The organism is Microvirga sp. HBU67558, from assembly GCF_018069605.1.
In the GTDB taxonomy this organism is placed as follows: Bacteria; Pseudomonadota; Alphaproteobacteria; order Rhizobiales; family Beijerinckiaceae; genus Microvirga; species Microvirga terrae.
In genome coordinates this window covers 1-15,820 of record NZ_JAGPUP010000450.1, presented here as the reverse complement: position 1 = coordinate 15,820, position 15,820 = coordinate 1, and the positions used below count along the sequence as shown (strand labels likewise).

At 58.1% G+C, this 15,820-nt stretch carries 11 protein-coding genes; 9 read left to right on the top strand and 2 right to left on the bottom strand.

What is annotated here, in order from left to right:
• Window positions 1–839 precede the first annotated feature (839 nt).
• The 7 genes from KBI52_RS05825 (at window position 840) to KBI52_RS05795 (ending at window position 9,624) form a co-directional block, all read left to right on the top strand.
• The gene (locus tag KBI52_RS05825; protein WP_173945285.1) at window positions 840–1,556 is read left to right on the top strand and encodes a sugar phosphate nucleotidyltransferase; all 717 of its coding nucleotides are present in this window, start codon (window positions 840–842) and stop codon (window positions 1,554–1,556) included.
• Window positions 1,557–1,610: 54 nt separating this feature from the next.
• Window positions 1,611–2,723, top strand: coding sequence for a DegT/DnrJ/EryC1/StrS aminotransferase family protein (locus KBI52_RS05820; RefSeq protein WP_210806021.1), 1,113 nt, complete (start codon window positions 1,611–1,613; stop codon window positions 2,721–2,723).
• A gap of 66 nt (window positions 2,724–2,789) precedes the next feature.
• A complete protein-coding gene (locus KBI52_RS05815; protein ID WP_262266475.1) occupies window positions 2,790–3,491 on the top strand; it encodes a sugar transferase in 702 nt (233 codons plus the stop codon).
• The gene (locus KBI52_RS05810) at window positions 3,488–4,495 is read left to right on the top strand and encodes an SDR family NAD(P)-dependent oxidoreductase (RefSeq protein WP_173945282.1); all 1,008 of its coding nucleotides are present in this window, start codon (window positions 3,488–3,490) and stop codon (window positions 4,493–4,495) included. The genes KBI52_RS05815 and KBI52_RS05810 overlap by 4 nt, the downstream gene beginning before the upstream one ends.
• Before the next feature lie 687 nt (window positions 4,496–5,182).
• The gene (locus tag KBI52_RS33965) at window positions 5,183–6,994 is read left to right on the top strand and encodes an AAA family ATPase (RefSeq protein ID WP_210806019.1); all 1,812 of its coding nucleotides are present in this window, start codon (window positions 5,183–5,185) and stop codon (window positions 6,992–6,994) included.
• Between the two features lies 1 nt (window position 6,995).
• Window positions 6,996–8,336: a polysaccharide biosynthesis/export family protein gene (locus tag KBI52_RS05800; protein ID WP_173945280.1), complete on the top strand. Its 1,341-nt coding sequence runs from the start codon at window positions 6,996–6,998 to the stop codon at window positions 8,334–8,336.
• A 142-nt stretch (window positions 8,337–8,478) separates the two neighbouring features.
• Window positions 8,479–9,624, top strand: coding sequence for a CapA family protein (locus KBI52_RS05795; protein ID WP_210806017.1), 1,146 nt, complete (start codon window positions 8,479–8,481; stop codon window positions 9,622–9,624).
• Window positions 9,625–9,677: 53 nt separating this feature from the next.
• On the opposite strand, the gene KBI52_RS05790 is transcribed toward KBI52_RS05795, so the two are convergent.
• Both KBI52_RS05790 and KBI52_RS05785 read right to left on the bottom strand, forming a co-directional pair.
• The gene (locus KBI52_RS05790; RefSeq protein ID WP_173945278.1) at window positions 9,678–11,051 is read right to left on the bottom strand and encodes a phenylacetate--CoA ligase family protein; all 1,374 of its coding nucleotides are present in this window, start codon (window positions 11,049–11,051) and stop codon (window positions 9,678–9,680) included.
• Entirely contained in the window at window positions 11,044–12,633 is a 1,590-nt protein-coding gene (locus tag KBI52_RS05785; protein ID WP_210806015.1) for a lipopolysaccharide biosynthesis protein, read from the bottom strand. The genes KBI52_RS05790 and KBI52_RS05785 overlap by 8 nt, the downstream gene beginning before the upstream one ends.
• A gap of 436 nt (window positions 12,634–13,069) precedes the next feature.
• On the opposite strand from KBI52_RS05785, the gene KBI52_RS05780 reads away from it, so the two are divergent.
• Both KBI52_RS05780 and KBI52_RS05775 read left to right on the top strand, forming a co-directional pair.
• The gene (locus KBI52_RS05780; protein ID WP_210806013.1) at window positions 13,070–14,278 is read left to right on the top strand and encodes a glycosyltransferase family 4 protein; all 1,209 of its coding nucleotides are present in this window, start codon (window positions 13,070–13,072) and stop codon (window positions 14,276–14,278) included.
• 7 nt (window positions 14,279–14,285) lie between these two features.
• Window positions 14,286–15,659 (top strand): O-antigen ligase, encoded by a 1,374-nt coding sequence (locus tag KBI52_RS05775; RefSeq protein WP_173945275.1) that lies wholly within the window; start codon window positions 14,286–14,288, stop codon window positions 15,657–15,659.
• Window positions 15,660–15,820 lie beyond the last annotated feature (161 nt).

The following is a 15,820-nucleotide window of genomic DNA, read 5'->3' as shown; positions in this document are numbered from 1 at the left end:
ATGGCCTGAAGGGTGCTGAAGGGGAGCTGGCTCAGATCGACCCGGTAGATGCTTCGGCTGCCGTCGAAGCCGATTAACTCCGCTGACGCGACAATACTTGTCATTGAGAAGTTCCTCCCGCGATGTTCTGACAACATTGCGCCTCAATTAGTCGTCGCGACATACCTACGGCGGCGTACCACCGTGGCTCTCCGGGCTATTCCTGCTGCGAAATCGGATTGCCCTCATGCCCGGTGTCGCGTCAAAGAACGTCCTTCTCGGTCGCGGTTGATTTTAGGCATCCTCAAGCTCGCATCGGCTCGGGACGGAAGCTGGCCGACATAGGCGGATGCTGTGGCGGAACAGCGCCGAAGTTCGGCGGGCAGGCGGATGCGTAATCCGCGGCACCTCGCCGATACAATTCAGGTCTATGGTCATGCCAGCGAGCCAACATGTCCCATGCTTGGCTTCCTCTGGCGGCCTCGCCCACCGGTTTGCGAGCTCGATGACAGGGCCTGCGGATAGTGGATTGCACCTTCAAGGCCAGGATTAAACTCGGCGATGCCGCGCCCGATTTCCCGCGCTCGTACTTCAGGGAAACAGCAATCGCGCCCCCTCCCCAGAATGAGCAAAAGTAAATGGTTTGGTACTCCCTAAGAGAGCCGCCATCACTACTCATAGATGTATCTTTTCGGGGCTGCGTTCATTAGTCTGAATAAGATCCCAGACAGTAGGGCGCAAGGAAAATCGCGGCCGAAATTACTGATGGTATTTCAGGCGTAGAGAATTTGGTGCCGTTTCTCGCGTTGGCTTCGCCTGCTGTGCTGGTTGAATATCGGTCTATCCGGAGGAGACGAGGCATGAAGGCAGTCATTCAATCAGGTGGCAGAGGAACCCGTCTTCGACCCTATACGTCAGTCCTGCCAAAGCCGCTCATGCCGATCGGCGCGCGCCCGGTACTCGAGCTGTTGCTCCATTGGCTTCGCCGCAGCGGCATCGAAGAAATCTACATCACCACGGGATACCTCGGACATCTGATCCGGAGCTTCTGCGGGAACGGAGAGCAGTGGGGCATCAACATCATCTACACGCAGGAGATCGAGCCGCTTGGAACCGTCGGCGCGCTGTCTCTGCTGCGCGAGAAGCTCGACACCACGTTCCTGGTGCTGAATGGCGACATCCTGACGGATCTCAACCTGAGCGCGTTCACCGGCAGCCACCGGAGGCACGGTGGCCCTCTGACGATCGCGACAACGGCCAGACCCACCAAGCTGGATTTCGGCGTGATTGACGAAGTTGGCGACGTGGTCGTGCAATTCAGAGAGAAGCCGACGCTCGTGAATCACGTGAGCATGGGGATCTACTGCATGGAACCGGATGTGCTTCCGTTCATACCGAACGGCACGCCCTTCGGCTTCGACGATCTCGTGCTCTGCATGATGCAGAAGAACGTTCCGGTCCATACGTTCCGACATAGCGGTCTCTGGCTCGATATCGGACGGGTCGATGATTTCCATAAAGCTCAGGAAATCGACTGGGATGGCCAGGTGCCGTCACACCAGGCTGCCGCCATCTAGGCCAGAACGAACCAGATCCTCCGCCACGACAACTCAGCGATCAGGAAGACAAACATGCTGCTTGTAGCAGAGCCTATCCTTGGACCCGAAGAAAAAGCGGCGCTGACGGATGTCATCGACAGCGGCTGGATCACCATGGGAGAACGAGTTCAGCTGTTCGAACGGGCATTCGCCGACATCCATCGAACGGAGGACTCGGTTGCCGTGAGCTCCTGTACCGCCGGCCTCCATCTGATCATGCTGGCTCTCGGGCTGGGGGAGGGCGATGAGGTTCTGGTTCCAGGGCTGACGTTCGTCGCGACGGCGAATTGTGTCCTCTACGTGGGAGCGACGCCGGTTTTCGTCGACATCGTGTCCGACCATGTTCCGCTCATGTCGCTGGAGGACGCGGAAGCGAAGTGCACCTCGAGAACGAAGGCGGTGGTTCTTGTGCACTATGCCGGATACCTGCCGGATCGTGAGAAGTGGCGGGAATTCGCCGAAAGGCGTGGCCTCATGCTGATCGAGGATGCTGCCCATGCGACCGGTCTGCCCGAGGCCGGAACCTACGGAGTTGCCGCAGCCTTCAGCTTCTACGGCAACAAGAACATGACGACGGCGGAAGGCGGCGCCGTTGTCACGGGAGACGATGCACTGCGTGCACGGATCCGGCAACTGCGCGGTCATGGGCTGACGAGCGGCACGTTCCAGCGCGTGTCCAACCCGACGCTTACCTACGACGTAACGATGCTGGGCTATAACTACCGTATGGACGAGCTGAGAGCTGCTCTAGGACTGGTTCAGCTCCGCCACCTTGACGTGTGGAACGCCCGAAGGAAGGGGCTCACCGCATTGTATCGAAAGATGCTCGGCGAGTACGCTCCGGACGTCGTGGTTCCCTTCGACGACGAGCGTAGCTCGGCCTACCATATCATGCCTGTCGTCTTGCCCGATAAGACGAACAGACAGGACGTCATCCTAGGCCTCAGGCAGGACGGAATCCAGACCACGATCCATTATCCGCCAGTCCATCATCTGGCGATCTACAAGGAACGCTATCCGTCAGTCAGGCTTCCGAAAACGGAAGATTACACGAGGCGTGAACTCACACTTCCGCTCCATCCGAGGCTTGAGGAGGCGCATGTCGAAAGGATCGTCCAATCACTGGCGGACTCCGTTCGCCGCTAGGTGAGGGCGTCGGCTGCCCCCAACAGTCCAGGTGGTCTTTCCGAAATCCGCAAAGGAGCTGAACTTGTGAGGCGCCTTCTCGACATCGTCATATCGTTATCGGCTCTGGTGATCCTCAGTCCGGTAATCATTCTCGTCACGCTTGCCATAGCTCTCGAGACAGGACGTCCGATCCTGTTCTCGCAAATGCGGATCGGGCACAACGGGCGTCCGTTTCGCATGTACAAGTTCCGCAAGTTCCGCTGCGACTGCGGCCCGGATGGATCTCCTCTGACGCTGGAGAACGACGATCGTTCGACAAAGGTCGGCAAGATCCTGATGGCGACGAAGCTCGACGAAGTTCCGCAATTCCTGAATGTTCTCAGAGGAGATATGGCAATCGTCGGTCCGAGGCCGGAATCCTTCGCCTTCGCTGACTGCTTCTCAGGACCGTACATGGAAGTGCTGAAGTACAAGCCAGGCATCGTAGGTCCGACACAGATCGCCTTCAGGAACGAGAGCGATCTCTATACCGGACACCCGGATCCAGGAGCGTTCTACCGTGCGGTTCTCTTCCCGATGAAAGCTGACATGGACCTGCAGTACTATAGCAGGCGCACTCTGACGACTGACATCGCCTGCATGTTCAAAGCTGCAATCGCCATTCTCAGACGCGCCTCGTCGATTGTTCTCTCTTCATCCGAGGTCAAGGGCCGGATGGAGTTCCATGCCGCCAATATCGCGCACAAATCCTTGGAAACAGTTACGCCTGAGAGGAGCAACCTGTGAGCTATAAGAATGTAAAGGTCCTTGTTACAGGCGCAGATGGCTTCATCGGATCCCACTTGACCGAAGCGCTCGTGGAGCAGGGCGCAAAGGTCACCGCTCTCAGTCAGTACAACTCCTTCGACAGCCATGGATGGCTGGATGACCTTTCGGAGAGCACCAGGGCAAAGTTGAAGATCATTCGGGGCGACATTCGGGATCCTGCGCTGGTTCACCGCATCGTCAAAGGCCAAGATGTCGTCTTTCATCTGGCTGCGCTGATTGCGATCCCGCAATCCTATGTCATGCCGCAAGCGTATGTCGAGACCAACGTCATCGGCACCTTGAATGTTCTCGAGGCGGCCAGGGAATGGAACACGCAACGGGTCGTGCAGACTTCGACAAGTGAGGTCTACGGCACGGTCCTCGATTCATCGATCACAGAAAGTCATCCCCTTCAAGGTCAATCGCCGTACTCGGCTTCGAAGATCGGCGCGGATATGATGGCCGAGGCATTCGCAAGGTCGTTCGATCTCCCGGTGGTAATCCTTCGTCCGTTCAACACGTTCGGCCCGCGGCAGAGCGAACGTGCGATCATCCCGACGCTCATCCGGCAAGCTCTCGATCCAAATTGTCCGGCCATTCTCGTGGGCGACACGAGCCCTGTCCGTGATCTGACCTTCGTGAAGGACACCGCCGCAGCCTTCATGGCAGTCGGTCAGGCGCCGCAGGTCGAGTACGGTCGAGCTTACAATGCCGGGAGTGGCCGAGCTGTCGCCGTTTCGGACCTGATATCGCTCATCGTCGATACAACGCGATGCTCCAAGCCCGTGGTCGAGGATTCTCAGAGGTTCCGGCCCGCAGCCTCTGAGGTCCGCGCTCTGCTCGCCGACAGCTCTCGTCTGGAACAGCTGACGGGATGGCGCCCTCGGACGGCCCTCGAGGATGGATTGGAGCAGACGATCGGCTGGTGGAGGGAGCGACTCGACAGCGGCCGTGTCCGGCGCGAACTCAGTTTCATCACCTAGCATGGGATGCTGGGACGAGCGGTGGGCTTGCTGCGTCCGTGACAGACGTGGCAACCAGTCTCAAGCCATCCCGCCGTCAGCCGCAGGCACCTTGCGTTCAACTTCCGTGCTGAAGCCAGTGCGAGTTGGACCGCTTCGCTCAGCAGAGCACTGGCAGCCCTCGACTGCGTTGTCAGGGCCGGACTGAAGCGCGACCTTCAGCGGCTGACATCGGTGGCGGGACCAACGGCAGGTGCAGCAGGAACGTGAGCGCACCAAGTGGACTGCCTACCTCCAAATCGTAGAACTGACCCGCCGGTATGATAAACCAAATCGCCCATGCGGAGGAGCGTTACAAATGAGAAGTTTAACGCTGAGAGGGCGGCCGGGCAACGCCATTGATGGTCCGAAACGCCGATAATCGAACGGTTTAGCGCGAGAGAACGTCGTTGGCAGAAGAACAGCTTAGCATTCGCACGAGGCTCATGAAGAGAAATTCTCTCCCGAGCATCCCTCGTCCGAGGTAGGTACGAGACACTCGCACCTCATGTTCGACGGCCTATGATACTCATTGCTTGAACCTGCTCGACCGCACGGGAGGATCGGAGACTTTCGGACGGTACCATGTAGGCACGACGAACAGACGCCGAGTCAGGAATGCAAATGAAATATGATGTGACCATGCGGCCCCTGCGCGGAAGCAGTACCGTGAGCAGGCTCGCTCCGGACCTCGGGATGGATGATAATCACGCCGATCATGGTGCCGCCTCCGCCGATTCCGCCAGGGTGCACTCGCCCGCATCGCCACCGCGCTCGGCAGATGAGGACCGCGTTGATCTCGCACAGTTCTGGTCTGTTGTTACTGACCTGCTGCGTCGGCACATCCGACTGGTCGTATCACTCACCCTTCTCGTGGGTTTGGCCTCCGTCATCGGGTTCTCGAAGCTTGAGAACAAGTTCACCGCGACCGCAGTGATCATTCTGGACCAGGGAGCGTCGCGATTGCTTGCGACGCCGACGCCGGACCTCCGGAACCTGCCGCAGCTCAATGCTGACGCGGAGGTTGAAATTCTGAAGTCAGAGAACGTGGCCCTTCGCGTCCTCGAGAAGCTCGGCCCGACACTGCCGCCCGAGTTCTCGCCGGAGCCAAGCAAGTTCTCGGTCGCGATGTCCGCAGTCACTCAACCTCTGTCGGATTTCATCGCCTCGGTCTTGGGTCCGTCGAACGATGGGTCGAGCCCTGCCACGCCCGGTCAAGGGTTCGCTTTGGGCGGCACTCCAGACTCTATCATGCCGGATCCACTCCCGCGGAGCAAAACTATCGGACTGAGAGCTCTCAAGGAGAACGTTCAAATCCGGCGGCGCGCCCTGACCGATGTCATCGCCATCGAATCGACATTCACTCGCCCGGTTCTCGCTGCCTACGTGGCCAACGCGTATGCAGCCTCATACTTTGAGGAGCAGCGATCTGCAAAGCTGAGGGCGGTCGAGCAGGTCGAGGCGATGCTGAAGACTCGGTTGAGCGAACTGGACGCTGAGCTCAAGAGCTCCGGCCAGCAACTCGGACTGCGCCAAGACTACCAGGATGCACAGGCTCGTCTGCATGAGCTTGAGAAACAGCGAGACAGCGTGAGCGTCGATGCTCGTCTCATCTCGGCCGCTCGTCCGCCTCGTAATCCTGACTTCCCGGGTGCAATGCTCCTCGGAACGGTCGGCGTTGTTGTGAGTACCGCGTTCAGCTTCGCCTTTGCGCTCGGCGTCGCCTATCTGCGGGAAGTGCGAACCCGCCGGATCCGTACCGAGGGTGAACTTGAACAGGCAACGGCCGCTCATAATCTGGCTTCAATCCCCCAGATGAAATGGCGGCGAAAGAAGGCACTTATCAATCTGATCAAGGGTCCGCTCACGGAGTCAGGTTCGCTCTACATGGAAGCGATCCGCAAGCTCTACTATAACTTTACGCTGGCAACGAGGAGCACGAGACTCGGGTCTGTGCTGATTACGTCCACGGAGTCGAACGAGGGCAAAACGACACTGGCACTCTCTCTAGGACGCGTGTCTGCATCTGCTGGAGCCCGTGTCGTGATCGTGGACTGCAATATACGTGAACCGAAGCTGGACGGAATGCTCGGCTTGAACAATGAGTTCGGCTTCACAGATCTCCTGATCGGCACGGCTGACAAGCAGCACGTCATCCAAAGCGATCCAGATTCGACCTGCAAGATCATCGCCGCTGGAGGAGCAGGGCATGAATCCACGGAGCGCGCGTTCCGGGTGGAAGCAATGTCAGAGGTTGTACGGAAATTGCAGGCGGACTACGACCTCGTCCTCCTGATTGCGCCCCCGGTAATGGAAAACGCGGAGGGGCTGCTCCTATTGGGGTCGGCAAACTACGTCCTCTACGTTGTCAGTGCTGGTAGGACCAGCTCGGCCGACCTTCAGGCGAACTTGAAGCATATACGCCGCGTCACGGACGGCAGCGTCTTCACGGCATTCAACGTCATGGCAAACGGAGGCTAGAATGTCCGAACCGGCTCCGAGAGCTGCTCAGCCCGCGCGCATCCACATCGGCACGGGCGACAAATCGATGATCTCTTTCCGTGCGTCGAAACGGAAACCATGGCAGTCATGGAAGGCAAGACTGCGTCTACTGACATTGGTCTCGACAGCACTGGTATGTTTTCAGGCGCGGGCGCAATACGTGCTTGACCAAGGGGATGTGATCGAAGTCTCCGTCTTCGGCAAGAATGAGCAGATAACGCGCCGTACGACCGTGGATGTCGACGGGAACATCGTGATTCCTTTCGTTGGCGAGGTCCCAGCGGCCGGTGTTTCACTGTCGCGACTCCGTGCCACCGTAACGGGCATGCTCACGACAAGCAGCTCGATCCGAAGCACCGATATCGCGGTGCAGCTTGTAGAGGCCAGACCCTTCTATATACAAGGCGACGTGATGAGAGCTGGTGCGTATCCCTATCGCTCCGGCAGTACCGTGCGACAGGCGATAGCGATCGCCGGAGGCTATTCGACGCTGCAGGCCGCCAATATCACTCCGCTGGCCGTTGCCGAATTGCGGGGGCGGTACCGGGCTCTGAAGGGCGACGTCGCCAAGAGCCAAGTCAGGGTCGCGGGCCTGCGGGCCGAACTGCAGAACAAGGCGGAGATCAACATCGATCCCCATTATCAGAGGTCGCCGGCTCCAGCCGGAGCTGTAGATGCTCCGCTCGAAAAAGCGTTGTCGGAAATTGCCGAGATCGAGATTCGCCGTCTCAAGTCGCGCATCGAGGATAAACAAAAGGAGAAGCAGCATCTCAGCACGTCGGTTAAGCTAGCCGACAGCCAGGTCGCTGCCCTCGAGCAAGGCCAGAAGCAAGACCAGGAGGCCGTCGCCCAGCAGGTCAGCGAGCTTGACCGGGTCGCAGATCTCGCACGGAGAGGCTTGGCTGCCTCAGGGCGCGTTACCGACGAGCAGCGAGCGGCAGTTCTCATCAAGAGTCGCGAGATGGACACGAGAGCCCGTCTGGCGGCAGCACAGATTTCGAGGCAAGAAGCGCAAAGGCGTCTTGAGAGCGATGACCCTCAAACGCTCAAGCTGCCGCAGGACCTTCAGGACGCGATCGCTCAACTCGCACAGAATCAAGCCCAACTTGATGCCCTCGGCGAACAGCTTGTGATGGCCGGAGAGTCGCTGGAGCAATTGGACGGCGGAGAGCGGCGTCGGGCGATCGATGTTGTCATCTATCGCAAGCAGAACGGTGAGACTGTGCGCGTGGACGCCGACGAGGACACGGAAATCGCACCGAGCGACGTCGTCGAGATCAGGGTGAGATACACCGGGGCGCGAGCCGCCTCGGTCAACTGACGAGGGCCGCGCCCGTCATTCCAAGCGCTGGCCGCCCAATTGACCCAAGTCCCGTCAACGCTCCGCTGTGTTGGATCCTCCTACCTCATGCGGACTCTGCGCAGGATCGCAATCAGATAGTCGTGGCAATAGGATTCCAATTATGAGGCTGGCGTTTCTTGGTGATGTGTATCTTTCTGATGAAGTGCTTGCATCCAGGGAAGAAAACGAGCGGTTCGACCTTTTCGGGGATGTCAGGAACCGAGTAGGCCCAGATGGACTGATCGTCGCGAATGTTGAGTTCGCCCTGAGTGAGAGGCCGAGCCCGCATCCCTTCAAGTGGGCGACGTTATGTTCGAGTCCGGCTCTCGCCGAGCAGCTGAAGCCTGTCTCGGTTGCGGTTGTCGCGAACAACCATGCTGGGGACGCCGGCGTTGCAGGGTTGAAAGACACGGTCGCCAATCTGGAAAAAGCCGGAATCAAGACGCTTGGCTACGGAAACTCTCTTGAACAGGCGCTCGACCCCTGCATTATCGAGAGCGAAGACGGCAAGGTCGGCATCGTGGCTCTGTGCTGCTTGACGACAAACAGTCAAAGCATTGCGACGCACACGGAGCCCGGTATCCCACCCATATCCGTCCAAACCCTTCGGCGGGCGATTAACAAGGCGAGGAAAGAAGCAGATTTCGTTATCGTATTTCTTCATTGGGGGTGCGAGCAGTCGCCATACCCGGTTCCCGACCAAGTCCGGTTGGGCCGGCTCGCGATCGACGCCGGTGCCGACGCGGTGGTCGGTTGCCATGCTCACGTTATCCAGACTTATGAGAAATATAAGGACTGCTGGATCTTCCATGGAATCGGAAACTATTTCTTCTCGCCCGTCGATGCACGATCGTTTCAGGACGGACGATTTGTGAAGAACGTTAAAATCAATCATGCAGCGCCCAACCGCGAGTCACTCGTCCCAGTCTTCGAGATCCGCGCCGGCAAGCTGGAGCTGGTCGAGCTGCTTGTCACAGGCTGGGAGGGAAATCAGGCGCCGTCGATCAAAGACGGGCCCAATGTTCTCGCAAATTTGAAGCACATCAACGCGCGCCTCGAACGATGGCTCGCCTGGAATGCTAGAAAGCTGCGGCGGACTGAGGAGCCCGTATTCCATTGCAAGCTCCACAACGGCGTCGTCGCCTACTACTACTCCAAGCCTCCCATCCATAGGGACTGGAGCATGAGGGATCTCGCCTCACGAGCTTACAGGCGATTGCAGCGGGAGTTCGCGGGAATCCGACGTGCGACGCAACACCCCTCATAGGGGCGAGACAGATCGAAAGCGCCCGATGAACCATTTTCGCTCGAGCGCCGATATCAGCCGGGTGGCCCGGAGCGCGGGACAAGCGACTGAGTATACTGGTACTTTCCCGATGCCAGAGGCGGAATATCGTCAGCCGTTTCGAACTCGACCTGACAATCACCGCCCATTATTTGCTGCAGTGATGCACGAATCTCTTCCAACGAGGGCAGGGGAGGCGGTGCCGCCAAAACCATTCTGACGAGGATCTTATTGTAGTCTTGCTGGATGATCTGGACCTTCTTCAGCCAATCTGCCTGATGCACGATACCCAGGAAATGGATGAAGAAGATTCCAGGAACAGTCGAACCGTCGTCGCGAACGAACGCATCTGAGCTCCGCCCCGTGACATTTAGGAGACGTTCGATGGACTGGATCGGCGTCGGAGCCACGTCGCCGACGAGTGCCCGGTCGCCGATCCGATAGCGAATAATCGGCATTGCGAAGTTCGTCAGGCAGGTGACGAGCACATTTCCTTCCTCGCCGGGGCCGCATGGCCTCCCGTCATCATCGACGACTTCGACGAGGTGCGTGTATGAGAAGACCTCCAGACCCGCGCCTGCCGTTCGTTCCGCTGCGATGCTCCCGACCTCCCGTGACCCGTATCGGTTCAGAGCAGGACAGCCGAATGCTCGCTCGATTTCGTCTCGGATGAAGGGAAACAATGTCCCGGCACTTGTAATGATGGACCGGATGCCGACATCCTCGATATCGGAGCCGTTCATGTGGAGGGCTAGTTCGTATATACTTTCCGCATACGCTTCGATCACCACTGGACGGACCTTCCGAATGGAGTTTGCATACCGCTCCAGGTTGACCCTGCTCATCTTGAAGGAATTCAGGAAGATCTGATTTCGGATGAAATTGCTAAGCTCGTTGCGCCATCCCAACGTTCCATCCATGACGTCCCGATCGGATCCCCATAGCTTTACGAGTGGCTCACCCGGGCTTCTGCCGGCCCACTGGTAGTGCATGGCAACTGTCGCGAGCCCTAATTGCTCGTAGCGACGCTCCTGGATGATCTTGACCGGCTCCCCACTGCTGCCCCCGGATTTGTTCTCATACCAGTCTCGTGACGCCAAGTCGTCGCTCCGGAGATTGTTGAACTCCGTTTGAAGGATGTCACGAGTGAGTATAGGAACATCGCGAAAGCGATCGAGATCGACACTTCCGTTCCGCACGATCCCATGTTGTGCGAGGGTCTTGCGGTAATACGGTACATTATGGGAGGCATGCAGCAGAAGGTCGGTGAGTCGTCTCGACTGAACCTCGCGGCGGTGCTCCACAGGCCGGGAATAGAACTCGTTCAACCTCGAAGCATAGGCTGGAACTGGATTGCGGCGGACATACGTGTCGTAGAGATGTAGGATCGGCCGACGCCAGTTAACCATGGTTCCTCCGACGAGCCAAACTCCAGATCAAAGCTCGGTCGGAATGATCTAAGCTGAAGATGTACGAGACGGCGCAATAGACAAGGGTGAGGGCGGAGGCATACAGCCCGAGTTCGAACCATGTCGCAGGCCACCAGAGCTGCGTGATAAGCCTCCCCGCCAGGGCCAGACCCAGTGTGCCGATCGCGCCGGCTATGAGTGGGACATAGAACGTCCACCACTTCAGGTTCATCACGGATGCACTGTAGGTGGACAACAGGAAGACGTTCTTGAATGTCCACGCGAGTGCACCTGCCGCGGCAATCCCTGCGGCACCCCACCCGGCCCAGCGGGCGAGTGCGATGGCGAGTCCAAGATTTATAACGCCGATGAGGACGGTGAGCAGCGCCTGGACTTTGACCCGGTTGAACGCGGTCAGAACGTAAAGCAGCGGGCGAACTGCCAAGTTTATATTGAGGTGACCGACAAGGATCACCAGCAGTATATCGAGGTCAGCGAAATCGGGGCCCAACCACAAGGTCAACAAGGGCCGGCCGAAGCCACAGAGAAGGCCTACGGGAATTGCGAGGCCGATGCCCAGCAGTTTGACGGACCGGACTGCGATACGGGTGAGGCCATCGATATCATTGACGGCAAAGCGCGCCATGATGGCTGGGCTCAGCACGCCGACGACAGTCGTGGTCATCGTCAGTATCAGGGTCGTGAAGATCAGGACTGATCCATATCGACCTGTCATATCGGCGCCGTAGAATGCATTCACCACAAGCAGGTCGATCTGCATCAATAACAGAGCGCCGATCTGGTTGAGCGATGCCCATCCACCAAGATCGATCAGTGCGCGGGACCGCGTTCGATCAATGCTTCTTGGATCGATGCGAAGTTCGGGAGTGAGGCGTCTCCAGAGAAGAACATTTCCAACCAGGTTCAGGCACGCGGAAACAATGAACCCGATCGCGACCCACCAGAGGCTGGATGACCACAGAGCGAACGCGACTGCAACAATGCCTGTTCTGAGTAGAATGACGAGGGTGCGCACGATATTATAGAGGTCAAAGCGGTGCTTGATGACACTCGAGACGCCGAAGTTGCTTCCAACGATCGAGAGGAGCATCGTTAAGACTGCTCCGGCGAACAGAAGCCTGGTCTCATTCTCCATGCCGGCAGGAACGCTGAAAAGCACGGGATACAGGTAGGTGATGACTCCCGCTGGAACCAGCAGCAGGATGCATGCAACGAGTGAGAGCATCAGGCTGGTGTTGAACGTTCGATTTGCGTTATCGTTGTTTCCTTGGTTCAGGTCGATCGCCAGAAACCGATTGGTTGAGACTTCGAGGCTCGACGACAGGACTGAGGCATACATCACGAGCGAATTCGCAAGCGGGATCATGCCATAGGCGGCCATGCCCAGATGTTTGACGAGGAACGGGATATACCAAACCATGAGCAACGTGCTTGCCGCAACGTAGGCAATGTTCGTGCCTACATTCAAGGCGAAGCGATTCTTTGCATCATCCTGTGACGGCATTCTCTCCGGGGCGGCCGGCGCGGCCGCCGGATCTGAGAGCGTATCTGCGGATTTCATCTGCCTCGCCCTGTTGAAGCGCCATCATGAGAAGATCTCCCCTTGAACACGGCGATGGCGATCCGTGTGTCAGTCCAGCAGACGAGCCGCGAAGTCGGTCGTAGCATATCAGCCAAGTCGATCATGCATAAGCGGTCCTATTTTCAGTTCCCGTCACGATCTGGTGTTGTCGGAGCAGAGCTGGAAAGGTTTGCTGCTAAAGAAGCTTGACCAGATGCTTATCTTGCCTGGACTGTTGGTTGAGAGCTGCGCAAGTTTCTTCCGCAAGCCACGCCAGGGTCCGTCGTCAAGGCGCTCCAGCCAAACATAGCGCACCGGGCGATCGTGCAATCCCTCCGCTTCGGAGTACCCGACGAGTTTATCCAGTCCGTGCGACCGAACCATTGTGAAATCGGTATGAATAACATCGCAGCTCCCGTAATTCGGGAGTACCTATTTGGATCCGTTGCTGGTCGTTAAGGTCGATGCTAGCAGTGATCTCCTGATCGGGAGCCAATCATTGCGGTGGTGTTTCTTTTCCCCCGGGTATCGCTCAGTCAAAGTCCTCGGAGGAGATACAAGCACCTCCGGTGGAGCCGAGGCGCAGGTCGCCTATCTTGCGGCCGCTTTGGCAGGTCTTGGGCATGACGTTAGCCTGATCTTCGGCGATGGCCGGGCCAGTGGGCATGTGGAGGTAATCTCCGGAGTGACCTGCATTGACGCGGCTCCCTCATGGAAAAATGTGCAGAGCCTCAGACATATGTGGCGTGCATTGGATGCAGCGGCTCCGGATGTCATCTACGCTCGACTGCCAAGCGATTTTCTTTGGGTCTTGAGCCTGTTCGCACGACAGCGCCGGAATGTGCGCTTCATCTATGCATTGGCGAACGACCTGCATTGCTCGATATGGTCGTCTTATAGCTACAAGAAATGGTTTCATTGCCCTCTGTTCGCACTGGGGCTGATCGGCGCCGACACTCTGGCTATTCAGCACGAAGGCCAGGAGCGGTTGCTCGGACCATCTCTGCGCGATCGCGCCGTTCAGGTGCCAAATCTCGTCCGGTTCATCGAGGACAGCCCACGGCGGCTCGGCGCGGCCCTCTATGATGCGATCTGGATCGCTCAGATCCGACCGGTGAAACAACTTGGCGTTTTCCTCGATATGGCAGCTGCATTGCCGGAACTCGAATTTGCCGTCGTCGGTGGGCGCGATCTCATGACGAGTGAAGGCGAGTTCGGCATGCTGGAGGATCGCATTGCAAGGCTCGGCAACGTCAAGTATTTTGGTCCTCTCCATTCTGAGAAAGTCCGAGAGATCCTCGCCCAAAGCCGGGTTCTTGTGAACACGTCGCGCGCGGAGGGATTCCCGAATACCATGCTTGAGGCCTGGAGCCTTGGAATTCCGGTCGTATCACTCACGGTCGACCCGGGCGGTGTCATCGTGAGTGAAGGCCTTGGACGGTGTAGCGGAGATGTGGAGAACCTAGTCAGGGACGTACACATGCTGTCGCGTACGAATTCCTTGAACGAAGAGTACGGGAGAAACGGACTGCGCTATGTATCTCGACGGCACAGTCTGGGTGCAGTCTGTGAAGCTCTGACGAAGGCGGTGCCTGATCTGGTGAGGACGCCTTCGGTCGCTCTCCTTGCCAACAGACCGGTTTGAGGGCCCGATGGCTCACTTTCGCGATGCATTCCGATCTCAAAGCGTTCTTCTGTTCCTAGTTCTGTCTGCGGGCGGCGTGCTCGCGCTCCTCGTCTCGAACGATCCACGCGCTCCCTGGCTGTTCTCCGCGGGGCTCTGCGGCATAGCGATCGGGTATTTTCTGTTCCAGCGCCCTCTGACAACCCTCTACATCGCGCTCTTTCTCCACCTGACACCGACCGGGATCCGCTTCGACGACAGGATCTTTGACCCGATCGTGCACCTGACGACTGCACTGGCCCTAGCTTCGTGGCTGTCGAATACCGTCGCTCATCGCCGACCCATCACATGGAACATGATATGCGTCATTACGGCGCTCTATATGAGTTGGGGTATCGTAAGCCTCCTCTGGGCACCGGATATCGTAGAGGGTCGTAAGAAGCTGGTTGCTTATGCGATTGGATTCTTGCTGATCTTCCTCATTACAAATCAGATTAAATCTCTGCGAGCGCTGGATGGCCTCATGCGTGTTCTTCGTCTGAACGCGTGGATCATTGTGATCGGGGGAATTTATGCTGCACTTTTGGGCAACTTCACCCTTGGGGACCGGCTCAAGGTGCTCAACATGAACGAAAATGCATTGGGAATGGTTTTGCTTCTGATGCTTCCGGGGGTGATCTGGCCCGTCTTCCGTTCGGAGGGCGTGAAGCGCCGGCTCATGCTGACGGTGAGCATCGCCTATGTCCTGTTCACCGTTGTCCTGGTGGCGTTGAGTGGATCGAGAGGAAGTACGATCGCCGTCGTGATCGTGCTGGTAACCTTTGCATTCTCGAGACCGACGCGTCCGTGGGGTATGATCGGCGTGTTCATCGTCATCGGGGCTGTGCTCGGCGCTCCTTTTCTGGAGGGGGGCTTGAGCAAGCGTTTCATGGAAGGTGAGGGAGGGAATTTAGGAGGTCGCGCGGAACTCTGGGATGCCAGCCGGCTCCTCATCTACGACCACCCGCTCACCGGGGCGGGGATCGGCAACGGTGCGGCACTGCTTCCACAGTATGTCCAAGAGGTCAGCAATGATCCCTACAAGCTCGGGCGTGCGACTTACCCGAGTCACAATCCGATCCTTGAAGCCTCCACTGACACCGGTCTTCCGGGAATGTCGATTTATCTCTGCCTGTACGCAAGTGCGGTCATTCAGTTCGTCCGGAGCCGCCGACGTGCATGTGCGCGCGAGAAGGCACTTCTCCCGTACTTCCATGTGATGTTCGGTGTAGCGCTTGCGTTTCTAATCGCGGCGATGAAGTCGGGCGGGCTGGAGGCGCAACCGACGCTTTTTCTTCTGCTTGCTCTGCTCGTCATTCCCGCCCAGTTCTCATACAGAACGCGTGTGTCAGAGACATTGTAGAATCTTCATCCGTTGCAGCGCGGTCGTAACGAACAGGATCACCATCTCCGCCAGCGGCAGAGCCGGTGGATCGTTGGATTGGTTTGCGACGTTCGCCTCGAATGCACCGAGGTCTGCGGTTGCGCCGAGATAGGCGCGGCCGCTGACGGCGACGCCCTTGT